The following is a 16,349-nucleotide window of genomic DNA, read 5'->3' on the forward strand; positions in this document are numbered from 1 at the left end:
CCCCCCGCGGGGGGGGGGGGGGGGGGGGGGCCACCCCCCCGCCGGGGCGCGCGCCCCGCCCTTCTCTTTTCCTCGAGCCGGTGCGCAGCGCTCGCTACGCTCGCAACCCACCCCCTACCCCTCCCTTGCAGGAAGGGGAGCAAGAAGGGTTCCAGCCCTCACCCAAACCACCGCGAAACCAGCCACAGATTCGCCCCGGCGATCAGCCCGAACAGCCCCCAGGCAATCACTTTCACCACCACCCCGTTGGCGAACTCGCCCATCACGCCGCGATCGCTGGTGAAGCGGATCAGCGGCCAGATCGCGAAGGGCAGCTGGAGCGAGAGCACCACTTGGGTCAGCACCAGCAGCTTGCCCACGCCGCCCTCGCCCATCCACACCACGCCGATCAGTGCCGGGATCAGCGCCAGCCCGCGCGTGATGATCCGGCGCAGCCAGCACGGGATGCTCAGGTTCAGGAAGCCCTCCAGGATCACCTGCCCGGCGATCGTTCCGGTAAAGGTCGCGCTCTGCCCCGATGCGAATAGCGCGATGCCGAACAGCAGGGCGGCAGCCGCAGCACCCGTCAGCGGCTCGAGCAGCCGATAGGCATCGTCGATCTCCGCCACGCCGGTATAGCCATTGGCATGGAAGGTCGCGGCCGACAGCGCCAGGATCGCGCCGTTCACCAAGGTCGCCAGGAACAGCGCCACCACGATGTCGATCGTCGCGAAGCGGATCGCCTCGCGCGTCGCCGGCACGCTGGCCCCGGTCACCCGCGTCTGCACCACCGAGCTGTGCAGATAGAGGTTATGCGGCATCACCGTCGCGCCGAGGATGCCGACCGCGAGGTAGAGCACATGCGGATCGGCGAAGATCGCGGCCTTGGGCACGGCGCCGTGCAGCAGCCCCGCGAAGCTGGGCCCCACGATCGCGAGCTGCACCGCGAAGCAGATCGCGATCGTCGAGATCAGCCCCAGCACGATCGCCTCGAGCTGGCGGAAGCCCTGCCCCTTGAGGCCCAGCACGATCACCGTGTCGAGCCCGGTCAGCAGCACGCCCAGCCACAACGGCACGCCGAGCAGCAGGTTGAAGGCCAGCGCCGAACCCAGCACCTCGGCAACGTCGGTGGCGATGATCGCCAGCTCGGCGAGCAGCCACAGCGTCCGCGTCGTCGCCAGGCTGTAGCGTTCACGCGCCATCTGGGCGAGGTCGCGCCGGGCGACCAGCCCCAGCCGCATCGCCAGCCATTGCAGCAGCATCGCCGCGACACCGCACAGCAGCACGACGAACAGCAGATCATATCCGTAGCGCGAACCCGCCTCGATATCGGTCGCCCAGTTGCCCGGGTCCATATAGCCGACCGCGACGAGCAGCCCCGGCCCGGCCGAGCGCAACAGCTTGCGCCAGCCCGGCAGCCCGGCAGGCACCGCGACGCTCCCCTGCACTTCGGCGGGGCAGAAGGGTGCGGTGGCGACGCGGGGAAGCGAGATGCGCATCGCCGTTTCCTAGCGCGCAGGCATGGGCTCGCCCACCGCCAAAGCGCTGCCGCTACCCCCAACTAAGGTAGTATGGCGGCCACCCGTGCGGGGGTGCATATCGGCCAGGCAGGTCATCGCCGAAACGCCCCCCACCGGCGCTGGCCTACAACAAAGCTTCCGCCCCCTTTGGAAGCCGCGGGAGCGCCCACCCCCCTCCGGGCGCTCCCGCACTTTCCCAGCCTCAGTCGAGCCCGGTCTTGCCCGGCGCCCAATAGGCCTTGGTCGCGATCCGCGCCGCCGGCACGCCCAGTCGCTTGAGCGCCTGGCGCAGCCGCTGGATCGTCCCCGCCTTGCCGGTCAGCACGAAGCTGGCGCCGCTCGCCGCCAGCGCTTCCAGCCGCGCTTCCATCTCAGCGAGATGGGCGTCGTCCGCCGAGCGTTCGAACAGCGAGACGCGCTCCAGCCCCAGCTGCTCGGCCACCCGGCAGCTCGCCTCGACATCGCCGACCTCGAAATAGCTCGCCACCGTCCGCGCGCGATCCTGCCAGGCGAGCGCATAGCCCAGGCCGATCGACGTCTCGTCGCCGAACAGCGCCAGCGGACCCGTCAGCCGACCGGTATCCAGCGAGGCGCGCGGCCCGAAGATGTCGCAGTGGTCGCCCGGTGCGGCGTCGCGCACCCAGGCGCTGCCAGGTCCCTCGCCGTGCGCGTATCCCAGGATGCATACGCGTCCCGTTTCGGTGTTCCATTCGATGGGCGTATAGGTGCGCGCGGTGAAGGCCGATCCCATCGCGATCTGGATCTTCTGCCCCGCGGTCCAGGCCACGCCCTTGAGCGCCGGCCCCTCGAGGGTGATCAGCGCGAAGCCCTCGCCCAGACGCTCGCTGGCGGTGATGGTTGCACGCTTCATCAGCAGGCGGATCAGCGCCTGGCTGATCCGGCCGGGGGCCTTGGTGCCGGGGCGTTCGGGGGATTCCATCGGCAGCATCACGACGTCCTCATCTCTTGCGCGGAGCGTTCCGTCCCGCGTTGCTTGCGAAGGACGCGGGATCACGAATTTCATAGCCATGGCAGCGGGTTACAGCGCCGAACCGGGGTCACCGCCGGGCAGTTCCGGCGCCGCGTGCAAACATCGGCGTCCGGAGCGTCCAGTCCGTCAACTTTCCCGCCGCGACCGGCTGGTTCGCTTGGAATAATCGGTTGGACTTATGGCGTCACTGCGAAGTATGGACAGAATATTATCCGATTCAGCCAATCTGGCCGGAGCCCCGCATGCCCATATTGCGCAACCTTGGTGCTAAACAGGATATGGAGGATCCAGACGCGGTGCCGCGTCCGGTGGTCACCTATGGCTTCATCACCGACGACTTCGGCAGCTTCGAGCTGGACCTCCACCGGCACGAGAAGGGCCAGATCATCCTGGCCCAGCGCGGGGCTCTGAGCTGCGAGGTCGAGGGCGGGCTGTGGATCGTCCCGCCCCGCAGCGCCATCTGGATCCCGGGCGGCGCCCTCCATTCGATCAAGGCCTCGGGCGCGCTGGAGGGTTATAACGCCTTTGTCTCGCCGGAGGTCGATGCCGGCCTCCCCCAGGGCTGCTGCGCCCTCGCCGCCACGCCCCTGCTCCGCGAGCTGATGGCCCGCGCCGCCACCCTGCCCGAGCTCTATGAGGAGACCGGCGCCAATACCCGGCTGATCGCGGTGCTGGTCGACGAGATCGCCTCTGCCCGGGTCGAGGACCTGCACCTGCCGATGCCCGCCGATGCCCGCCTGCGCCGGGTCGCGGATCTGATGATCACGGCGCCGGCCGAGCGCGGCACCATCGATGCCTGGGCCCGCCGTGCCGGCCTGAGCGAGCGCACCCTCGCCCGGCTGATCCTGCGCGAGACGGGCATGAGCTTCAGCCGCTGGCGCCAGCAGCTGGGCGTCATGCTCGCGGTCAAGTGGCTCGCCGCCGGCGCCTCGATTCAACAGGTTGCGGGCGATCTTGGCTATGAGAGCGTGCCCAGCTTCGTCACCATGTTCCGCAAGGCGCTGGGCACTTCGCCCGGCCGCTACATGGCCGAGCGCCATGCCGCGCACCATTGATCCCCATCGGGCCCGCTGGCACAAACCCCGCCGGTACCAGGGAGAAATCATGACCGCCGCCGCGCCCGCCCGGGTCGTTCGCCATCCCGCCTGAGCCACGCCTCGCCAGCCGCGCGGTGCGCCTGTTCTGGGTCGCGCTGGGCTGTTTCTTCGTCGCGCTCGGGGTGATCGGCGCGCTGCTGCCGGTGATGCCGACCACGATCTTCCTGATCCTCGCCGCCGGCTGCTTCGCCCGCGGATCCGAGCGGCTGGAGGCCTGGCTGCTCGACCATCCCAGGGTCGGCCCGCCGATCCGCCAGTGGCGCGAACAGGGCGCGATCCCGCGCAAGGGCAAGATCGCCGCCTGCGCCGGCATCGCCTTCGGCTACGGCGTCTTCTGGCTCACTGCCCGCCCCCATTTGCCCCTCGCGCTGGGCGTGGCGCTGGGCATGGCGGCCTGCGCGCTGTGGATCGTCACCCGCCCGGCACCGGTCGGCCCGGCCTAGTTCGGCCTTGACCGGCCGCCCGAAGCCGATCAAGGGCAGGCCCGTCGCCGGGTTAGCTCAGCTGGTAGAGCAGCGGTTTTGTAAACCGAAGGTCACGGGTTCGATCCCTGTACTCGGCACCACCGCCCTTTGATCGCTCAGGGCAGTATTGTCTTCAATCGCGCTGCAGGTTGCCTTGCACCCGGCTGATGGCCGGCTCCCGCCATGGCGCGCCCATTGGAAACGACGCCCCCGATACAAACCGCAAATCATCCATTTTGGATTGATTGTAAAATCATAACCCACTGTGAATTCTACCCAATAAATACTCCCGCCACCCTTGACGAATCTGCACAACTTCGAAGACAATTAATGCAACAGCCAGTGCATTCGGGGGGATGCCGTGCGAGCAATAATTGCAGTTTCACTGATTTCTTGTGCGTTACCTATCGCAGCCGCGGCCCAGCAGAATGGAAATACCGAAGCGATTCAGAAAGTAGTCGAAGGTCACCCGACCTTTGCCCGCTATGTTAATCCACTTTGCAACAAGCGCGCGAAACCCGTGCTTACAACTGCCGCGGAGCAGAGCTTTGCGCGCCTCGGCGAACTGAATAGCGCAAGCACTTCGTTCATCGCCGAAATACGGCAATGCCTCAAAAAGGCGCCCATCCAGCTCCAGGCCGCGGGGATATTTGACAGAGTCGATGTCGAAGGCACCATTACGACTGCCGGCAGGATCGGCGGCGGCATATTCTATTATGCCAAGGCACCGGATGAGGACGCCACGTCCCGCGTATCCACATTTGGCATTCGCTTGTCCGGCTATGCCGGATGGGAAGATTTCGACATTCCGTCAGTGACTTCGGGCGGCCCCGTGCAACATCGTCGCGGCAAGCGCGCGGCCAAGATCGCGGAGACGAGCCTGATCTACACGATCCAGGATCTGACCGGCGACAGCAAGTTCCCGCTCTTTCCTCTCGGGGCAGCCACGATCCACGTGACCGGCAGCTACATCGACAAGCGCACACCGATGGCCAATGTGCCGGCCTATCTCAACGAAGGCTTTTTCGACCTGAATGCCGGCGTGTCGCTCGATCAGTTCCTCGACCACGATCCCTTTGGCAGCAAGCTGAATTACTTCGTCGGCTACGAGCATATCTTCAACCGCAACTATGCGGTGCGCGATATCGGCGCGGTCAGGGTGCAATGGCGGCCGCAGAAGAACCCCGCCTTCGACAATCCCGATGTGCTCGCGGTTCACGTACAATACCGCTTCGGAAAGGACTATCGCGGCATTAGCGCCGGCCTCTCCAAGAGCTTCTGAGGATGAGCGAGCTCTTCTCCGCCGAACAGGCCCGCAAATGTCCGGTAGCAGGGTTCGCATACGCCTCGATCGCGTTGCTCGCGGGCGCGGCTGGCATCTACATGAACAACCCGAAGGAGGAGCAACCGCTCCTGGGAGCAGCCATCGTGCTCTTCATCCTCTTCACGCTCTGGTTTCTTAGCTGGGACAGCCGCGCAAGGCGGGCAGCAGGCACACCTTCCATCGACGCGAGCGGGCATCTGGTGGCCCGCAATCCGGTTCAGATCTTCCTCATCTGCCTCCTCCTGTCGGGCTGCACGATCACGATCAATCTGTACGGCACCAAATATATGGGCTCCAAAACCGGAACCCCGCCGGGTCAGCCCCCCGCGCCCACCGAAACGCCGCCTCCCACGCCCATGCCAAGCGCATCGGGCATGGCGGTCGAAGACAAGGCGGAACCCCGCCCCGCCGGCCCGGCGCCAAAGATGAGCGCCCCCAGCATCGCGCGCGCTTCGCAACCGCCCGCCGGGGAGCTCAGCCTGACGCAGAAATTCTTCCCTGGTGTCGGCCGGATACTCGGCACCGACCAACCGGCGCCCGTGGAGCCAAAACCGACCCCGGAGCCGAGCCAACCGGCGGCAGCGGGCACGATCTGGGTTCTCGTCGGCGACAAGATGCGCGCGTCCCACTATGACAGCGACATGCGCGCCCTGGCCGCATTCGACAGCCTCGCCGAAGTCCAGCGCGCGAAAGAAGGGCGCCAGGCTTTCTCGACCACAGGCCTGTCCGCCCGCAGCTGCGCCCCACAGCAATCCATCGAGGCGTGCACGCCGCGATCGCCGCTCCCGGGGAGGCACCAGGCCAGCGATTTCAAGGTCGCCGCCAATGGCGGCGTATGGGTTCAGATCGACTAGCAGGAGACATTGTGATGAGGTTGGCCTTGGTCCCGTTTGCGCTCGCGCTCTGCGCTCCCGCCCCGGTGGCGGCGGAGCAGGATTACCCAAAGCATGTCTGCCTCTCGACCAGGGCCTATGGCCAGGTGCAGGGCTTCGGCAACTTCATCTTTTCCGGCCGCGTATCCGGCAGCGGCACGGCGGGAAGCTACGGCTATTGGGTTGTTGCGATCGACGCCGGGGAAGCTGCCTGGGCGCAGAGTGGCGGCGGCGTGCGCGGTCAGACGGGTGACGTTCGCTTCGGGGTCTATAATGGCTCGGCCTATCCGCTCAGCTTCGTCGTGATCGAGGTCCCGAACGAAGGCCAATATAGCGATCTGCGCCTGCGCGCGCGTACGGGTGATCCATTGACGGTAAGCGACGGAAAGGTCGGCCCGTACCGGATAATGTCCCGCCTCAACGACTGCACCTTCGATCTGTCGTCCTCGGACCTGGCCACGGCCGTGCCGACGGTGACGTCCAATCGGTGCACTTGTCCGTGACACCGGGATGACGGGTGCGCGGAATGCTCGAGCAATATCCGAACACCCACAACAGCTCCCTTAAAAATGAAGCAAACTAATAATATATTCTCAAATCCTCACATGACTAACACAACGATCCGAAAATAAATCATCCAGTGTAAATTTAATAACCACAGAATCGGATCAATTATTACACGCAGATCGACTCGACCGAAACTATACACTCGATTACCATGGCGGGAGGACGGGGATCGAGTGACGCCGGGGAGACGTCAGCCCATCGCCTCGTTCTCCGAAAGGGGGGGACCATCATGGCCGGGATCCACATATCGAACCGGCGTGCGCTGAAGAAGCTCGAGCGCGCGCATGGCGGCGAAACGCACAAGGCCAATATCATGCTGGCCAAGGTGGGCTTCGACTATTTCGAGAAGCTGGAAGCCGTGCGGAGAGCGACAAACCTGCCACTCGAAAATGGCTTTGGCCCTTCACCGCATAATCCTGCCGGCGTGCTCGGCACGACCTATCGCAAGGACGTGAACACGCTTCCACTCTATTTCGTGGAGGTGGCCCAGGCACTGAGCGCCACGAGCCAATACAGCTTCGATCCCAATGCCATTCCGGTCGCCGCGGCGATCAAGGAGACCTTGTCGGCCTTCCAGGTTCGCATCTTCAAGCTGGCCAAGCCGTGAGGCGCGCCCGGCTTTCGGCATCGGCCGCCGCTTCGCTCGCACTCGCAAGCCAGGCCTATGCGGCGAATCCGCTGCACAAGGATGTCTGCATCCTGGATCCGGTCACGCAGCGCCAGGTGCTGGACCGCGAGAAGCTCGCGCTCTTCGTCCTCAAGGAGAAGGGTATCGGCTGGCAATTCGGGCAATGGGCGCAGGCCCAGGCCACCGCGGAAGAAGCCGCCCTCGCGGCAGCTCTGCCGCCGGGAACCACGGCCCCGCCTTCGGCCCGCCCCTCGCTCGCCGTCCGCATACTCCTGTGCAACGCGATCACCGACTGCAACTTCGACGGCAGCGACAAGCTGATCGCGGCGCAGTTCCAGATTTCGGATATCCTGGGCGACAAGAGCGGCAGCTTCTCCAATCCGCGACATGCCAAGATCGGGGAATTCTACAGCGACCCTTCAATCGTCGTGGAATGCGTGGAGCGTTCGCCGGGAAGGCCGATCGAGATCGCCGGCAGCGCACCGCCGCCGCCGGAGTTCAATCTTCCGTTGAAGCTGCGCGGCAACACCGATTCCCTGATGTTCCTGCGCGGGCAGCCCGACTTTAAGGCTGCCGAGAAGGTGAATGTGAGTTTCACCGATGACGGGATCGCCAGCAAGAAATCCGTCAAGCTGGTCGGCGTGCTGGGGTGGGCCTTTCCCTTGATCGAAGGCGCGCCGGTGGCCCCCGCCGACGATCCGCGCCCCCATCCGCCTGCCTATGCCAATCTCGAGTTGATCCCCTATGCCGGGATCAACCACGACTTGTCGCGCGTGACTGGCCAGGCCCGGAAAGTCACCTCCAAGGACTGGCGCCTGGGAGCCGTCCTGATCGGACGCCAGAGTTCCAGTTTCGGCTCCGGCGACAAAGCCGGCTGGTCCCTGATGCACGTCATGGAGATGCGCCCGGAGCTGCTCTTCGACGACGTCAACCATGCCCAGATCGCCAGCGTCAGTCTTCGCTATATGCCGGTTGCGAGCGAGATCTTCGGACTCCCGGTCGGTCTCAATGCCTATCGGCGTATCGTCCCCAGCCGGGAATATTTCTTCTCCTATCGCCCGATCTTCGACATTCGCTTCAACAACGGCACCTTCACGAAGCAGGGGGATCGGCCCGATCTTCAGGCGCAGGATTTCAGCCGTATCGGCACCCAGTTCGGTTTCGCGATCAGCCACGACAATTTCCGCTTCCCGATCGATCTGACCGTCACCGAAACCTATATGCACGCATTGTCGGGCTATCCCCGGGACCTGTCGCAATTCCGGTCCGTGCTCTCCCTGAGCTTCGACACGAACAATTATTTCGGCCTCGACCTCAGCTATGTGAAAGGCAAGCGGGAAGACCTGCTTGCCCGCGAGGAGAAATGGAGCGTGGCCTTCACTGCCCGCTATTAGGACAGCTTTCGTCGCCAGCACGCCATAGTAACGCCTGCGCCGGGAATGCCCTGAGAACAGGACGCATGGAATTGGCCCCATTCCAGAACAACCTGCTGCACGGCTATTGCATGACATCCCGCGGGCGAACATCATGCACTTCAAGCTTGAACGAGCGGGGGCCACATGGATGTAGTTGTGCTGGCGGGAGCCGCGGTTGCGGTGATATTGCCCTTCCTTGGGCAGGTGACAGGCGGCGTCGCGGGAAAACTGGGCGAGAAGGCAGTGGAGACTGGCGGGCAATTGGTCGCCTGGATCCGCACGAAAGCCAGTGGCGATACCGTGGCAGCGCTCGAGCATCTGGAAGCAGCTCCCGACGATCCCGCCCTTCGCAAGAATCTGGAAACCGCCCTCACCCGCCAGCTTGAGGCCGCGCCTGTCGACGCCGCGGAGCTGGAGGCGCTTCTCAGAGTCTACCAGGTCACGATCGACAATCGCGGTGCGGTAAGCAATTCGGGCACCATGACCGGCGTGGTCACCAACTCCAGCAACGTATCCGTTCAGATCGGAAACTGAAGCCGCGACATCGGCTGCGTGCCGGGGGTGATCCATGAAGAATTCCGATGCCCCCGCCGGAATGTCGGCGAGTGCGGCGAAACATGGCGGCGGCGGCGAACCGGACAATGTCGCGCAGCTCATCGACGCCATCCAGCCCTTCCTGTCAGGTGCAGAGAGGCAGGGCGCGCTCCCGCAGGGCGCGTCGATCATCATCAATTTCCACAATCAGGGTGGCATCTACAATACGGGTACCGCGCAGGGGATCGTCCTGGGCTCATCGGACGTCAACCTGACCCTCGACCAGCGATCGGATCGAGAGGACGCCCCGGCCGCCGCGCAGGAAGCGGATCTCGACACCTGGTTCGACACCGATCTCGAGCCGCGGGAGCGCTGTCTCACCATTGCCGTCGCCTTCCTGCCGGGAGCGTCCTTTACGGCGATACTCGATGCCTGCGACCGGCTCGCGACGGCCCTTCTTCCCGATGCGCAACGCGCCGGCGCGGGAGGATTCGGCAAATCGCGCTCGGCCCAGCTGCGCCGGATCCAGGCCATCGTCGAGGACGGAGACGCCGGGGAACAGGTCCGTTTCGCCGAGGCCGAGCGCTACGATCTGATCCGGCGATATATCTGGGAGGAACGGACCGACATACGCGGCCGCCTGGTGCAATGGATGGCTGAACTGGCACGCGAGGGAGACACCCGAACCGCCCTGGCCTTGGGCGTGGGCGTGGGCGCCTGCGCAAGCTTCGCGTTCGCGAGCATGTTCGATTCGATCCTGATGCCCTGGGTTCGGAAGCCCATGGAGCAGTCGCTGCTCGCCACCGGCGAAGCGCTTGGCGTGGCCGTGCAGACCTCACCGCGATCGAAGGAGCAGATCGTTCGCCGGTTGCAGGAATGGGCAGGCGCCGGAGCGACGGACGAGGAACGGATCCGGGCAATCCGGCTTTGCGCTTCGTCATGGGGCGCGATCGAGCTCGACGAGGCGCTCGCCCTTCTGCACCGCGCGGAGAGCCTGGCCCCGCACCGTCTCTTCGAACCTGTCCAGCGCGCGATCGACTTCTACTGGGCATGGGCCTCGCTGGTCCCGGATACCGCCGCACGGATCGCCGAACAGTTGGCAAAGGGGCTGGAACGCTGGGATAACGGCGATCGCCAGTCGGTGGTCTGCATCCTTCCGATGGTCCACCTCGCCCACGCGATCCACGCGGAGACGGGCTATCTCAAGGACGAGCAGGCCAGCACGGCCCCGCTATTGCTGCGACGCCCCTTTCGGGATTCAGGTGGCCTGGAAGCGGTTGCCCCCTGGCTCGAGCGCGGCGTTCGGAACCGCCACACCAGAGGCTTTGTCCGGTCGGTTCTCGAAAGCCTGCTGGAGCGCGCGCGCGAACTCGGTCTGCGGGACGACTTCGCCATGGTCGCCACCGCGATGCTTAACGCCGCGACGGATGAGGATGGTCGCGCGCGCATCCGCTATTTTGCCGAAAGCTGGAAGATCACGCTTGGCCAACAGGATCGGGGGACATGAATATGAGTTCCGAAGACTCGCTGCTCGTCGATCGCGGCCAGAAGCTGCCGGAAGCCAGGGTGGGCTGGGCGCTGATCGCCATCGGCAAGGGAACGCCCAAACGGATCACGGACTATCGCCTCTCGATCAGCGAGAAGCTGCTAGCTCGATACAGCTTTGTCGAGGTCGACACTTCAGACAAGATCTTCGAAGAGAAAATGAAGCTGCCGACCTGGACGCCGGGGCTTCATTATATCGCTGAGCTGACGGTTGAGTATCGGGTCGAAGACCCCGTCGTCGCGGCACAACGGGGCACAAGGCTGATCTGGCCGAGAATCCGCTCGACCGTGCTGGCCAAGCTGTCCGAGGCGAGCCAGCTGGCACCCGAACGGCCGGCGGCCGCCCCGGACGCCAAGCCGCCGGCCCGCAGGAAAGGCCGGGCCGTGGCCGTGAACAACTCGGAAAAGGCAGCCCCCGCAAGCGAGAGCCATGCCACGCTTCAGCTCGGCGATCTGAGCAACGCGCAGCAAAAGGTCAACGCGGCGTGCGCGCACCTGCTGTCCACCGATCCCCTGCTGGACCGCGGGATCACGTTGCTCGCCCTGAGCGCGACGCTGAGCCTGGAAGGCGAGGCGGCAAAGCACGCCGGTACGATTGGCATGACCGGATTGCGGATCGCAGCGCAGGATGCCGAGCATGCGGTGGAGGAGGAACTCCGGAAGAAGAAGGAAGTCCTGCTGTCCAAGGGCGTTCGCGGGATCTTCGCCGAAGCGTTGCGCACCACACCGAACATGCTCAGCAACCTGCTGGAGCAGCTGTCGAGCCTGGAGCGCGAACGGTATGGAAACGAGCTCTCGATCATGCGCGAGCTATTTGCCCAAGGGCATCTGGAGGGCCACCACCTCCCACCGGACGTCCGCGACGAATTCCTGAAGAGCGTGCTCAACAAGGCATCCCTGGGCGAAATTCTCATGCTCGGCGAGGCGGCGAAAGGCACCGTCGCCTCGATCGAAGACAAATCCGCAAGCTGATCGGTAGGCCCGTTGTTCAACTGGATCGCAGACCTTGCGCTGGCCCTGGACTTCCCCTTGGGGTTCCTCCTTCTGTGCGCGGCCTTGGGCGGTGCGCTATGGCTGGGCATTGGGCTGGCCAGGCGAGGCTATCTCCACGCCAGCTATTATGTGATCACCTGGCAGCGTGAGCGCGGCATGGCGCCTGTCCAGCTCCAATATGATCTCGAACAATTGGTGGATGGCGCGCCCAGGGTCGTCAGAGCGGTTCTGCGCATCGTCGCGATCCTGCTCGTCTTCGGGCTGATACTCCATCTGCTGCGCGAATATCTGCCATTCGCGTTCCTGCAACGCCTGGAACTCGTGCTGTCAGGCAGCGCAGAAACCGTCTTCCGTCAACTGACCGGAACGCCGACCACCGGCTGACGGCGGGTGCCGATGTGCCTCGCCGATCTGGTCCTCGCACGCAGCACCGCTCACGCCATCAGGCGATAGCCCACCCCAGGCTCGTTGCGGATCGCCGAAGGCACCGCCGGATCCTCCTCCAGCTTGCGGCGCACGCCCCGCGCGGCAACCCGCAGATACTCCACGTCATTCTCGTGCCCCGGCCCCCAGACGGTGCGGAGAAGCTGGCTGTGCGTCACCACCCGGCCGGGATGCTTGGCCAGTTCGGCGAGGAAGCCGAATTCCTTCGGCGTAAGGTGCACCTCCTCCCCGGCCTTGCGGACCAGCCGGGCGCCGAGATCGACCTCGACCGTGCCGAAGCGGACCACCGGCATCTCGGCCTCGGCGGAGAGGCGGTGGCGCAGCGCGGTGCGGATGCGGGCCAGCACTTCCTCGGTATCGAAGGGCTTGGTGACATAGTCATCCGCGCCGAGATCGAGCGCGGTGACCTTCTGCTCGGTCGCATCGCGCGCCGAGACGACCAGTACCGACGCGCCCGCCGCCTTGAGCAACGGCACCAGCTCCAGCCCGTCGCGATCGGGCAAGCCGAGGTCGAGCAGCACCGCCTCGGGCTTGTCGATCTGCACCGCGGTCAGCGCATCGCGCGCGCTGCCGGCCTCGACCACGCGGTAACCGACGCGGGTGAGCCCGGCGCTCAGCAGGCGGCGGATGGCGGGCTCGTCGTCCACCACGAGGATCTTGGGCTGCTGGCTCATTCGCCGGCGCTTCCTTTGCGCAACAGGGTTTCGGGAAAGCGGATCGTGAACACCGCGCCGTCGCGATCGGTGCGGTTGGCCGCATAGACGGACAGGCCCATCGCCTCGGCAAAGCCCTTGACGATGGCAAGGCCCAGGCCCGTGCCACCCTTGCGGTCCGAGCCCTCGATCCGGGTGAAGGTCTCGAAGATCCGCGCCTCGTCGCCCGGCGGCAGGCCGGGACCTTCATCGGTGACGCTCAGGGTCATGCTGCCCGGCTGGCGGCGCGCGGCGATCAGGATCGGCGAGCCGGGGTCGCCATATTTGCCGGCATTCTCGATCAGGTTGATCAGACAGTGGTGGAACAGCTGCGGATCGACCGAGACGAACGGCAGCTCTGGGGGCACGTCGAGCCGGATCGGATGATCCTCCAGCACGCGGCGCAGGTCATGCACCGCCGCCGCCGCCGCCTCGGCGAGGTCGACCGGCTCGATCGACTGGTGGAGCGCACCCGCCTCGATCCGGACCATGTCGAGCAGATTGGCGACGAAGCGGTTGAGCCGCTCCGCCTCGGACCGGGCAGCGGAGAGCTGCTCGCCCTGCAGGTCGCTCGCCGGCTGCATCTCGCCGAGCATGCCGAGGATCGTGGTGAGCGGGGTGCGCAGGTCGTGGCTTACCGAGGAGAGCAAGGCGGCGCGCAGCCGGTCGCGTTCCTTGAGCTGGGTGATCGTCGCCATCTCGGTCTCCAGCGAGACGCGCTCCAGCGCCAGCGCGGCCTGGTCGATCAGGCTGAGCAGCAGCGGCAGCTGGTCCGAGCGGAGCGGTGCCGTCGCATCGGGATTGGCGAGACCGAACACGCCGAGGACACGGTCGCCGGTGGCCAGCGGGTTGAACAGCCATTCGGAGGCCGTGAGCGTGTCCGAGCCGCGGCCCGCGGGCTGATTCTGGTCATAGGCCCATTGCGCTGCAGCCAGTTCGAGCGTTTCCAGCCCCGGATCGGCAGGGTGCGCGGCGGCAAGGTCGAGCCGGCCGCCCTCCGGCAGGAGCAGTACCGTATGGGCGCCGAACAGGCGGGCGACCTCAGCGCAGAGCACCGCACCCAGCTCTTCACGGGTGCTCAAGCCCGTAAGCATCCGGGCAAAGCCGGCGAGCGAGCTGTTCTGCGTGGCGCTGCGTCGCGCCAGGTCCGCCTGCACGCGAACACGCGCGGCGAGCTGGCTGGAGACGATCGCGACGCCGAGCAGCACCAGCACGGTCAGGATGTTGCGCGGGTCCTGGATGGTGAAGGTGTGGGTCGGCGGGATGAAGAAGAAATTATAGGCGAGCGACGAGGCCAGCCCCGTAATCACGCCCGGCCACACTCCATAGCGCGTCGCGGCGACCATCACCGGCAGCAGGTAGAGCAGGCCGATATTGGTGATCGCGCCCTCGGGGAACAGTGCGCCGACCAGCGTCACCAGCGCGGTGAGGCCAAGCGATACGACATAGCCCTCGCGCGATCCCAGATCGATCGCGGGCCGCATGGTCGCGGCACGCGCCTCCACGGCCATTGGAAGCACGTGCACCGCCATCCCCGGCGTCTCGCGCACCAGCTTGTCGACCACCGAACCGTGGCGCAGCTCGAACCAGCGCGAACGCACCGACTTGCCGACGATCAGCTGGGTGGCGCGGGCTTCGGTGGTGAAGCGCTTGAGCCCCTCGATCACCGATTCTGCCGGCACTGTCGCCACCTGCCCGCCCAGCTGGCTGGCGAGATGGAGCGAGGCGGCAACCTGGGCATTCTCGGCATCGCTCAGCCGGGCGGTGCGCGGCGTCTCGATATGCACGGCGGTCCAGGGCGCGCGCAGGCCGTCGGCGATGCGCTTGGCGGCGCGGACCAGCTCGGCCGAGCCCGGCAACTCGCTCACCGCCACCACCAGCCGCTCGCTCGCCGCCCAGGTGCCCGCCAGCGCATGGGTCCGCAGATAATCGAGCATCTGCGCATCGACCGCCTGGGCAGCCCGGCGCAGCGCCAGCTCGCGCAGCGCGGTGAGGTTCGACTTGGAAAAGAAATGGCCGAGCGCCCGCGTCGCTTCCTCAGGCACATAGACCTTGCCCTCGCGCAGCCGCTCGATCAGCTCGTCGGGCGGCAGATCGACGATCTCGATGTCCGCCGCTTCAAGCACGCGGTCCGGCACCGTCTCGCGCACCCGCACCTTTGTGAAGCTGGCGACGACGTCGTTCAGGCTTTCGAGGTGCTGGATGTTGACCGTCGAGAAAACGTCGATCCCCGCCGCGAGCAGTTCTTCAACATCCTGATAGCGCTTGTCGTGCCGGCTGCCGGGGGCGTTGGTGTGGGCGAGCTCATCGACCAGCACCAGCGCAGGCGCGCGGGCGAGGATCGCGTCGATATCCATCTCGGCGATGCTGCGGCCATGATACTCCACCGGCCGGCGCGGCACGATCTCGAGACCATGGACCAAAGCCTCGGTCTCGGCTCGGCCATGCGTCTCGACCACCCCGATGACGACGTCCACGCCCGCCTTGCGCCGCGCCGCGGCCTCGGTGAGCATTTCATAGGTCTTGCCAACCCCTGGCGCCGCGCCGAGGAACACCTTCAGTCGGCCAACGCCCTCCTGCGCGGCGGCGCGCAGAAGGGCATCAGGATCGGGTCGATTGTCTTCCGCGCTCACTCGGCCGCTTTTGCGCCCGAGGCCACCCGCTTGTCGAGGTCGCGATTGAGCGCGAGTACATTGACACGCGGCTCACCCAGGAAGCCGAGCAGCGGCTGCTCGACATGGGCGTTCACGATCGCGCGCACCTTCTCCACGCTCAAACCGCGCGCCTTGGCTACGCGATCGACCTGGTAAAAGGCCGCCTCGGGGCTGATTTCAGGGTCGAGCCCCGAGGCGGAGGTGGTCACCAGATCGGCGGGAACCGAGTTTCCTGGTGTGGTGCGGGTCGCGGCGATGTCCTTCGCCACGCGATCGGAAAGGGCCTGGGAGGCCGGGCCGAGGTTCGAGCCGGCAGAAGCGGTCGGGTCGTTGCCATTGGCGCCAGCGGCGGAGAGGCGGCCGTGGAAATAGCCGGGGCTGGCGAAGTTCTGGCCGAGCAGCTCGGAGCCGCGGATCTGGCCATTCTCCTCGATCAGGCTGCCATTGGCCTGATGCGGGAAGGCGACCTGGCCGATGCCCGTGAGCGCCGCCGGATAGGCGATGCCGAGCAGGGCGGCGAAGAGCAGCGTCAGGACAAGTGCCGGACGGAGCGCGGTGGTGAAATCCTTGAGCATTGGTTTCTTCCTTCAAAGCCCCTCCCCTTCAGGGGAGGGGTTTGGGGTGGGGCCT

The 16,349-nt window shown here is 65.8% G+C and carries 16 protein-coding genes and 1 tRNA gene; 12 read left to right on the plus strand and 5 right to left on the minus strand.

What is annotated here, in order from left to right; translation table 11 throughout:
- Nucleotides 1–158: 158 nt before the first annotated feature.
- Together AAHM44_RS01170 and AAHM44_RS01175 are read right to left on the minus strand one after the other, a co-directional pair.
- The gene (locus tag AAHM44_RS01170; RefSeq protein ID WP_342248728.1) at nt 159–1,478 is read right to left on the minus strand and encodes an Nramp family divalent metal transporter; all 1,320 of its coding nucleotides are present in this window, start codon (nt 1,476–1,478) and stop codon (nt 159–161) included.
- A 223-nt stretch (nt 1,479–1,701) separates the two neighbouring features.
- The gene (locus tag AAHM44_RS01175) at nt 1,702–2,448 is read right to left on the minus strand and encodes a siderophore-interacting protein (protein ID WP_342248729.1); all 747 of its coding nucleotides are present in this window, start codon (nt 2,446–2,448) and stop codon (nt 1,702–1,704) included.
- Between the two features lie 320 nt (nt 2,449–2,768).
- Here AAHM44_RS01175 and AAHM44_RS01180 point away from each other — a divergent pair, with 320 nt between their 5' ends.
- The 12 genes from AAHM44_RS01180 (at nt 2,769) to AAHM44_RS01235 (ending at nt 12,313) form a co-directional block, all read left to right on the plus strand.
- Entirely contained in the window at nt 2,769–3,545 is a 777-nt protein-coding gene (locus AAHM44_RS01180) for an AraC family transcriptional regulator (protein ID WP_342248730.1), read from the plus strand.
- 116 nt (nt 3,546–3,661) lie between these two features.
- Entirely contained in the window at nt 3,662–4,030 is a 369-nt protein-coding gene (locus AAHM44_RS01185) for a YbaN family protein (protein ID WP_342248731.1), read from the plus strand.
- Between the two features lie 46 nt (nt 4,031–4,076).
- Nucleotides 4,077–4,152: transfer RNA gene (locus AAHM44_RS01190), tRNA-Thr, on the plus strand.
- 260 nt (nt 4,153–4,412) lie between these two features.
- Complete coding sequence (locus tag AAHM44_RS01195) at nt 4,413–5,333, plus strand: hypothetical protein (RefSeq protein ID WP_342248732.1); 921 nt, start codon at nt 4,413–4,415, stop codon at nt 5,331–5,333.
- 2 nt (nt 5,334–5,335) lie between these two features.
- Nucleotides 5,336–6,229, plus strand: a complete 894-nt coding sequence (locus AAHM44_RS01200; protein ID WP_342248733.1) for a hypothetical protein — start codon at nt 5,336–5,338, stop codon at nt 6,227–6,229.
- 14 nt (nt 6,230–6,243) lie between these two features.
- The gene (locus tag AAHM44_RS01205) at nt 6,244–6,750 is read left to right on the plus strand and encodes a hypothetical protein (protein WP_342248734.1); all 507 of its coding nucleotides are present in this window, start codon (nt 6,244–6,246) and stop codon (nt 6,748–6,750) included.
- Between the two features lie 293 nt (nt 6,751–7,043).
- The gene (locus AAHM44_RS01210) at nt 7,044–7,421 is read left to right on the plus strand and encodes a hypothetical protein (RefSeq protein ID WP_184168005.1); all 378 of its coding nucleotides are present in this window, start codon (nt 7,044–7,046) and stop codon (nt 7,419–7,421) included.
- Nucleotides 7,418–8,836, plus strand: a complete 1,419-nt coding sequence (locus AAHM44_RS01215) for a hypothetical protein (RefSeq protein WP_342248735.1) — start codon at nt 7,418–7,420, stop codon at nt 8,834–8,836. The genes AAHM44_RS01210 and AAHM44_RS01215 overlap by 4 nt, the downstream gene beginning before the upstream one ends.
- A gap of 165 nt (nt 8,837–9,001) precedes the next feature.
- Entirely contained in the window at nt 9,002–9,391 is a 390-nt protein-coding gene (locus AAHM44_RS01220; RefSeq protein ID WP_269574668.1) for a hypothetical protein, read from the plus strand.
- 34 nt (nt 9,392–9,425) lie between these two features.
- Nucleotides 9,426–10,898 (plus strand): hypothetical protein, encoded by a 1,473-nt coding sequence (locus tag AAHM44_RS01225; RefSeq protein WP_342248736.1) that lies wholly within the window; start codon nt 9,426–9,428, stop codon nt 10,896–10,898.
- Entirely contained in the window at nt 10,895–11,908 is a 1,014-nt protein-coding gene (locus AAHM44_RS01230; RefSeq protein ID WP_342248737.1) for a hypothetical protein, read from the plus strand. Before AAHM44_RS01225 ends, AAHM44_RS01230 begins: the two co-directional genes overlap by 4 nt.
- Before the next feature lie 12 nt (nt 11,909–11,920).
- On the plus strand, nt 11,921–12,313 hold the full coding sequence (locus AAHM44_RS01235; protein WP_342248738.1) for a hypothetical protein: 393 nt from the start codon (nt 11,921–11,923) through the stop codon (nt 12,311–12,313).
- 50 nt (nt 12,314–12,363) lie between these two features.
- Here AAHM44_RS01235 and AAHM44_RS01240 read toward each other — a convergent pair whose 3' ends face one another.
- Genes AAHM44_RS01240 through kdpC form a run of 3 tightly spaced genes read right to left on the minus strand, consistent with a single transcriptional unit; the run spans nt 12,364 to nt 16,294 of the window.
- Nucleotides 12,364–13,047: a response regulator gene (locus AAHM44_RS01240; protein WP_269574664.1), complete on the minus strand. Its 684-nt coding sequence runs from the start codon at nt 13,045–13,047 to the stop codon at nt 12,364–12,366.
- Nucleotides 13,044–15,698, minus strand: a complete 2,655-nt coding sequence (locus AAHM44_RS01245) for a sensor histidine kinase KdpD (protein WP_342248739.1) — start codon at nt 15,696–15,698, stop codon at nt 13,044–13,046. Before AAHM44_RS01245 ends, AAHM44_RS01240 begins: the two co-directional genes overlap by 4 nt.
- Nucleotides 15,695–16,294, minus strand: coding sequence for a potassium-transporting ATPase subunit KdpC (kdpC, locus tag AAHM44_RS01250; protein ID WP_342248740.1), 600 nt, complete (start codon nt 16,292–16,294; stop codon nt 15,695–15,697). The genes AAHM44_RS01245 and kdpC overlap by 4 nt, the downstream gene beginning before the upstream one ends.
- Nucleotides 16,295–16,349: the final 55 nt, after the last annotated feature.

The sequence above is a fragment of the Sphingomonas sp. OTU376 genome, assembly GCF_038440415.1.
Classification (GTDB): Bacteria; Pseudomonadota; Alphaproteobacteria; order Sphingomonadales; family Sphingomonadaceae; genus Sphingomonas; species Sphingomonas kyeonggiensis_A.

What these genes read in the sequence shown, in the direction of transcription:
- AAHM44_RS01170 (WP_342248728.1), bottom strand. Translation starts at nt 1,478, where the DNA reads ATGCGCATCTCGCTTCCCCGCGTCGCCACCGCACCCTTCTGCCCCGCC.
- AAHM44_RS01205 (WP_342248734.1), top strand. Translation starts at nt 6,244, where the DNA reads ATGAGGTTGGCCTTGGTCCCGTTTGCGCTCGCGCTCTGCGCTCCCGCC.
- AAHM44_RS01220 (WP_269574668.1), top strand. Translation starts at nt 9,002, where the DNA reads ATGGATGTAGTTGTGCTGGCGGGAGCCGCGGTTGCGGTGATATTGCCC.
- kdpC (WP_342248740.1), bottom strand. Translation starts at nt 16,294, where the DNA reads ATGCTCAAGGATTTCACCACCGCGCTCCGTCCGGCACTTGTCCTGACG.
- AAHM44_RS01175 (WP_342248729.1), bottom strand. Translation starts at nt 2,448, where the DNA reads ATGCTGCCGATGGAATCCCCCGAACGCCCCGGCACCAAGGCCCCCGGC.
- AAHM44_RS01210 (WP_184168005.1), top strand. Translation starts at nt 7,044, where the DNA reads ATGGCCGGGATCCACATATCGAACCGGCGTGCGCTGAAGAAGCTCGAG.
- AAHM44_RS01240 (WP_269574664.1), bottom strand. Translation starts at nt 13,047, where the DNA reads ATGAGCCAGCAGCCCAAGATCCTCGTGGTGGACGACGAGCCCGCCATC.
- AAHM44_RS01180 (WP_342248730.1), top strand. Translation starts at nt 2,769, where the DNA reads ATGGAGGATCCAGACGCGGTGCCGCGTCCGGTGGTCACCTATGGCTTC.
- AAHM44_RS01225 (WP_342248736.1), top strand. Translation starts at nt 9,426, where the DNA reads ATGAAGAATTCCGATGCCCCCGCCGGAATGTCGGCGAGTGCGGCGAAA.
- AAHM44_RS01230 (WP_342248737.1), top strand. Translation starts at nt 10,895, where the DNA reads ATGAATATGAGTTCCGAAGACTCGCTGCTCGTCGATCGCGGCCAGAAG.
- AAHM44_RS01200 (WP_342248733.1), top strand. Translation starts at nt 5,336, where the DNA reads ATGAGCGAGCTCTTCTCCGCCGAACAGGCCCGCAAATGTCCGGTAGCA.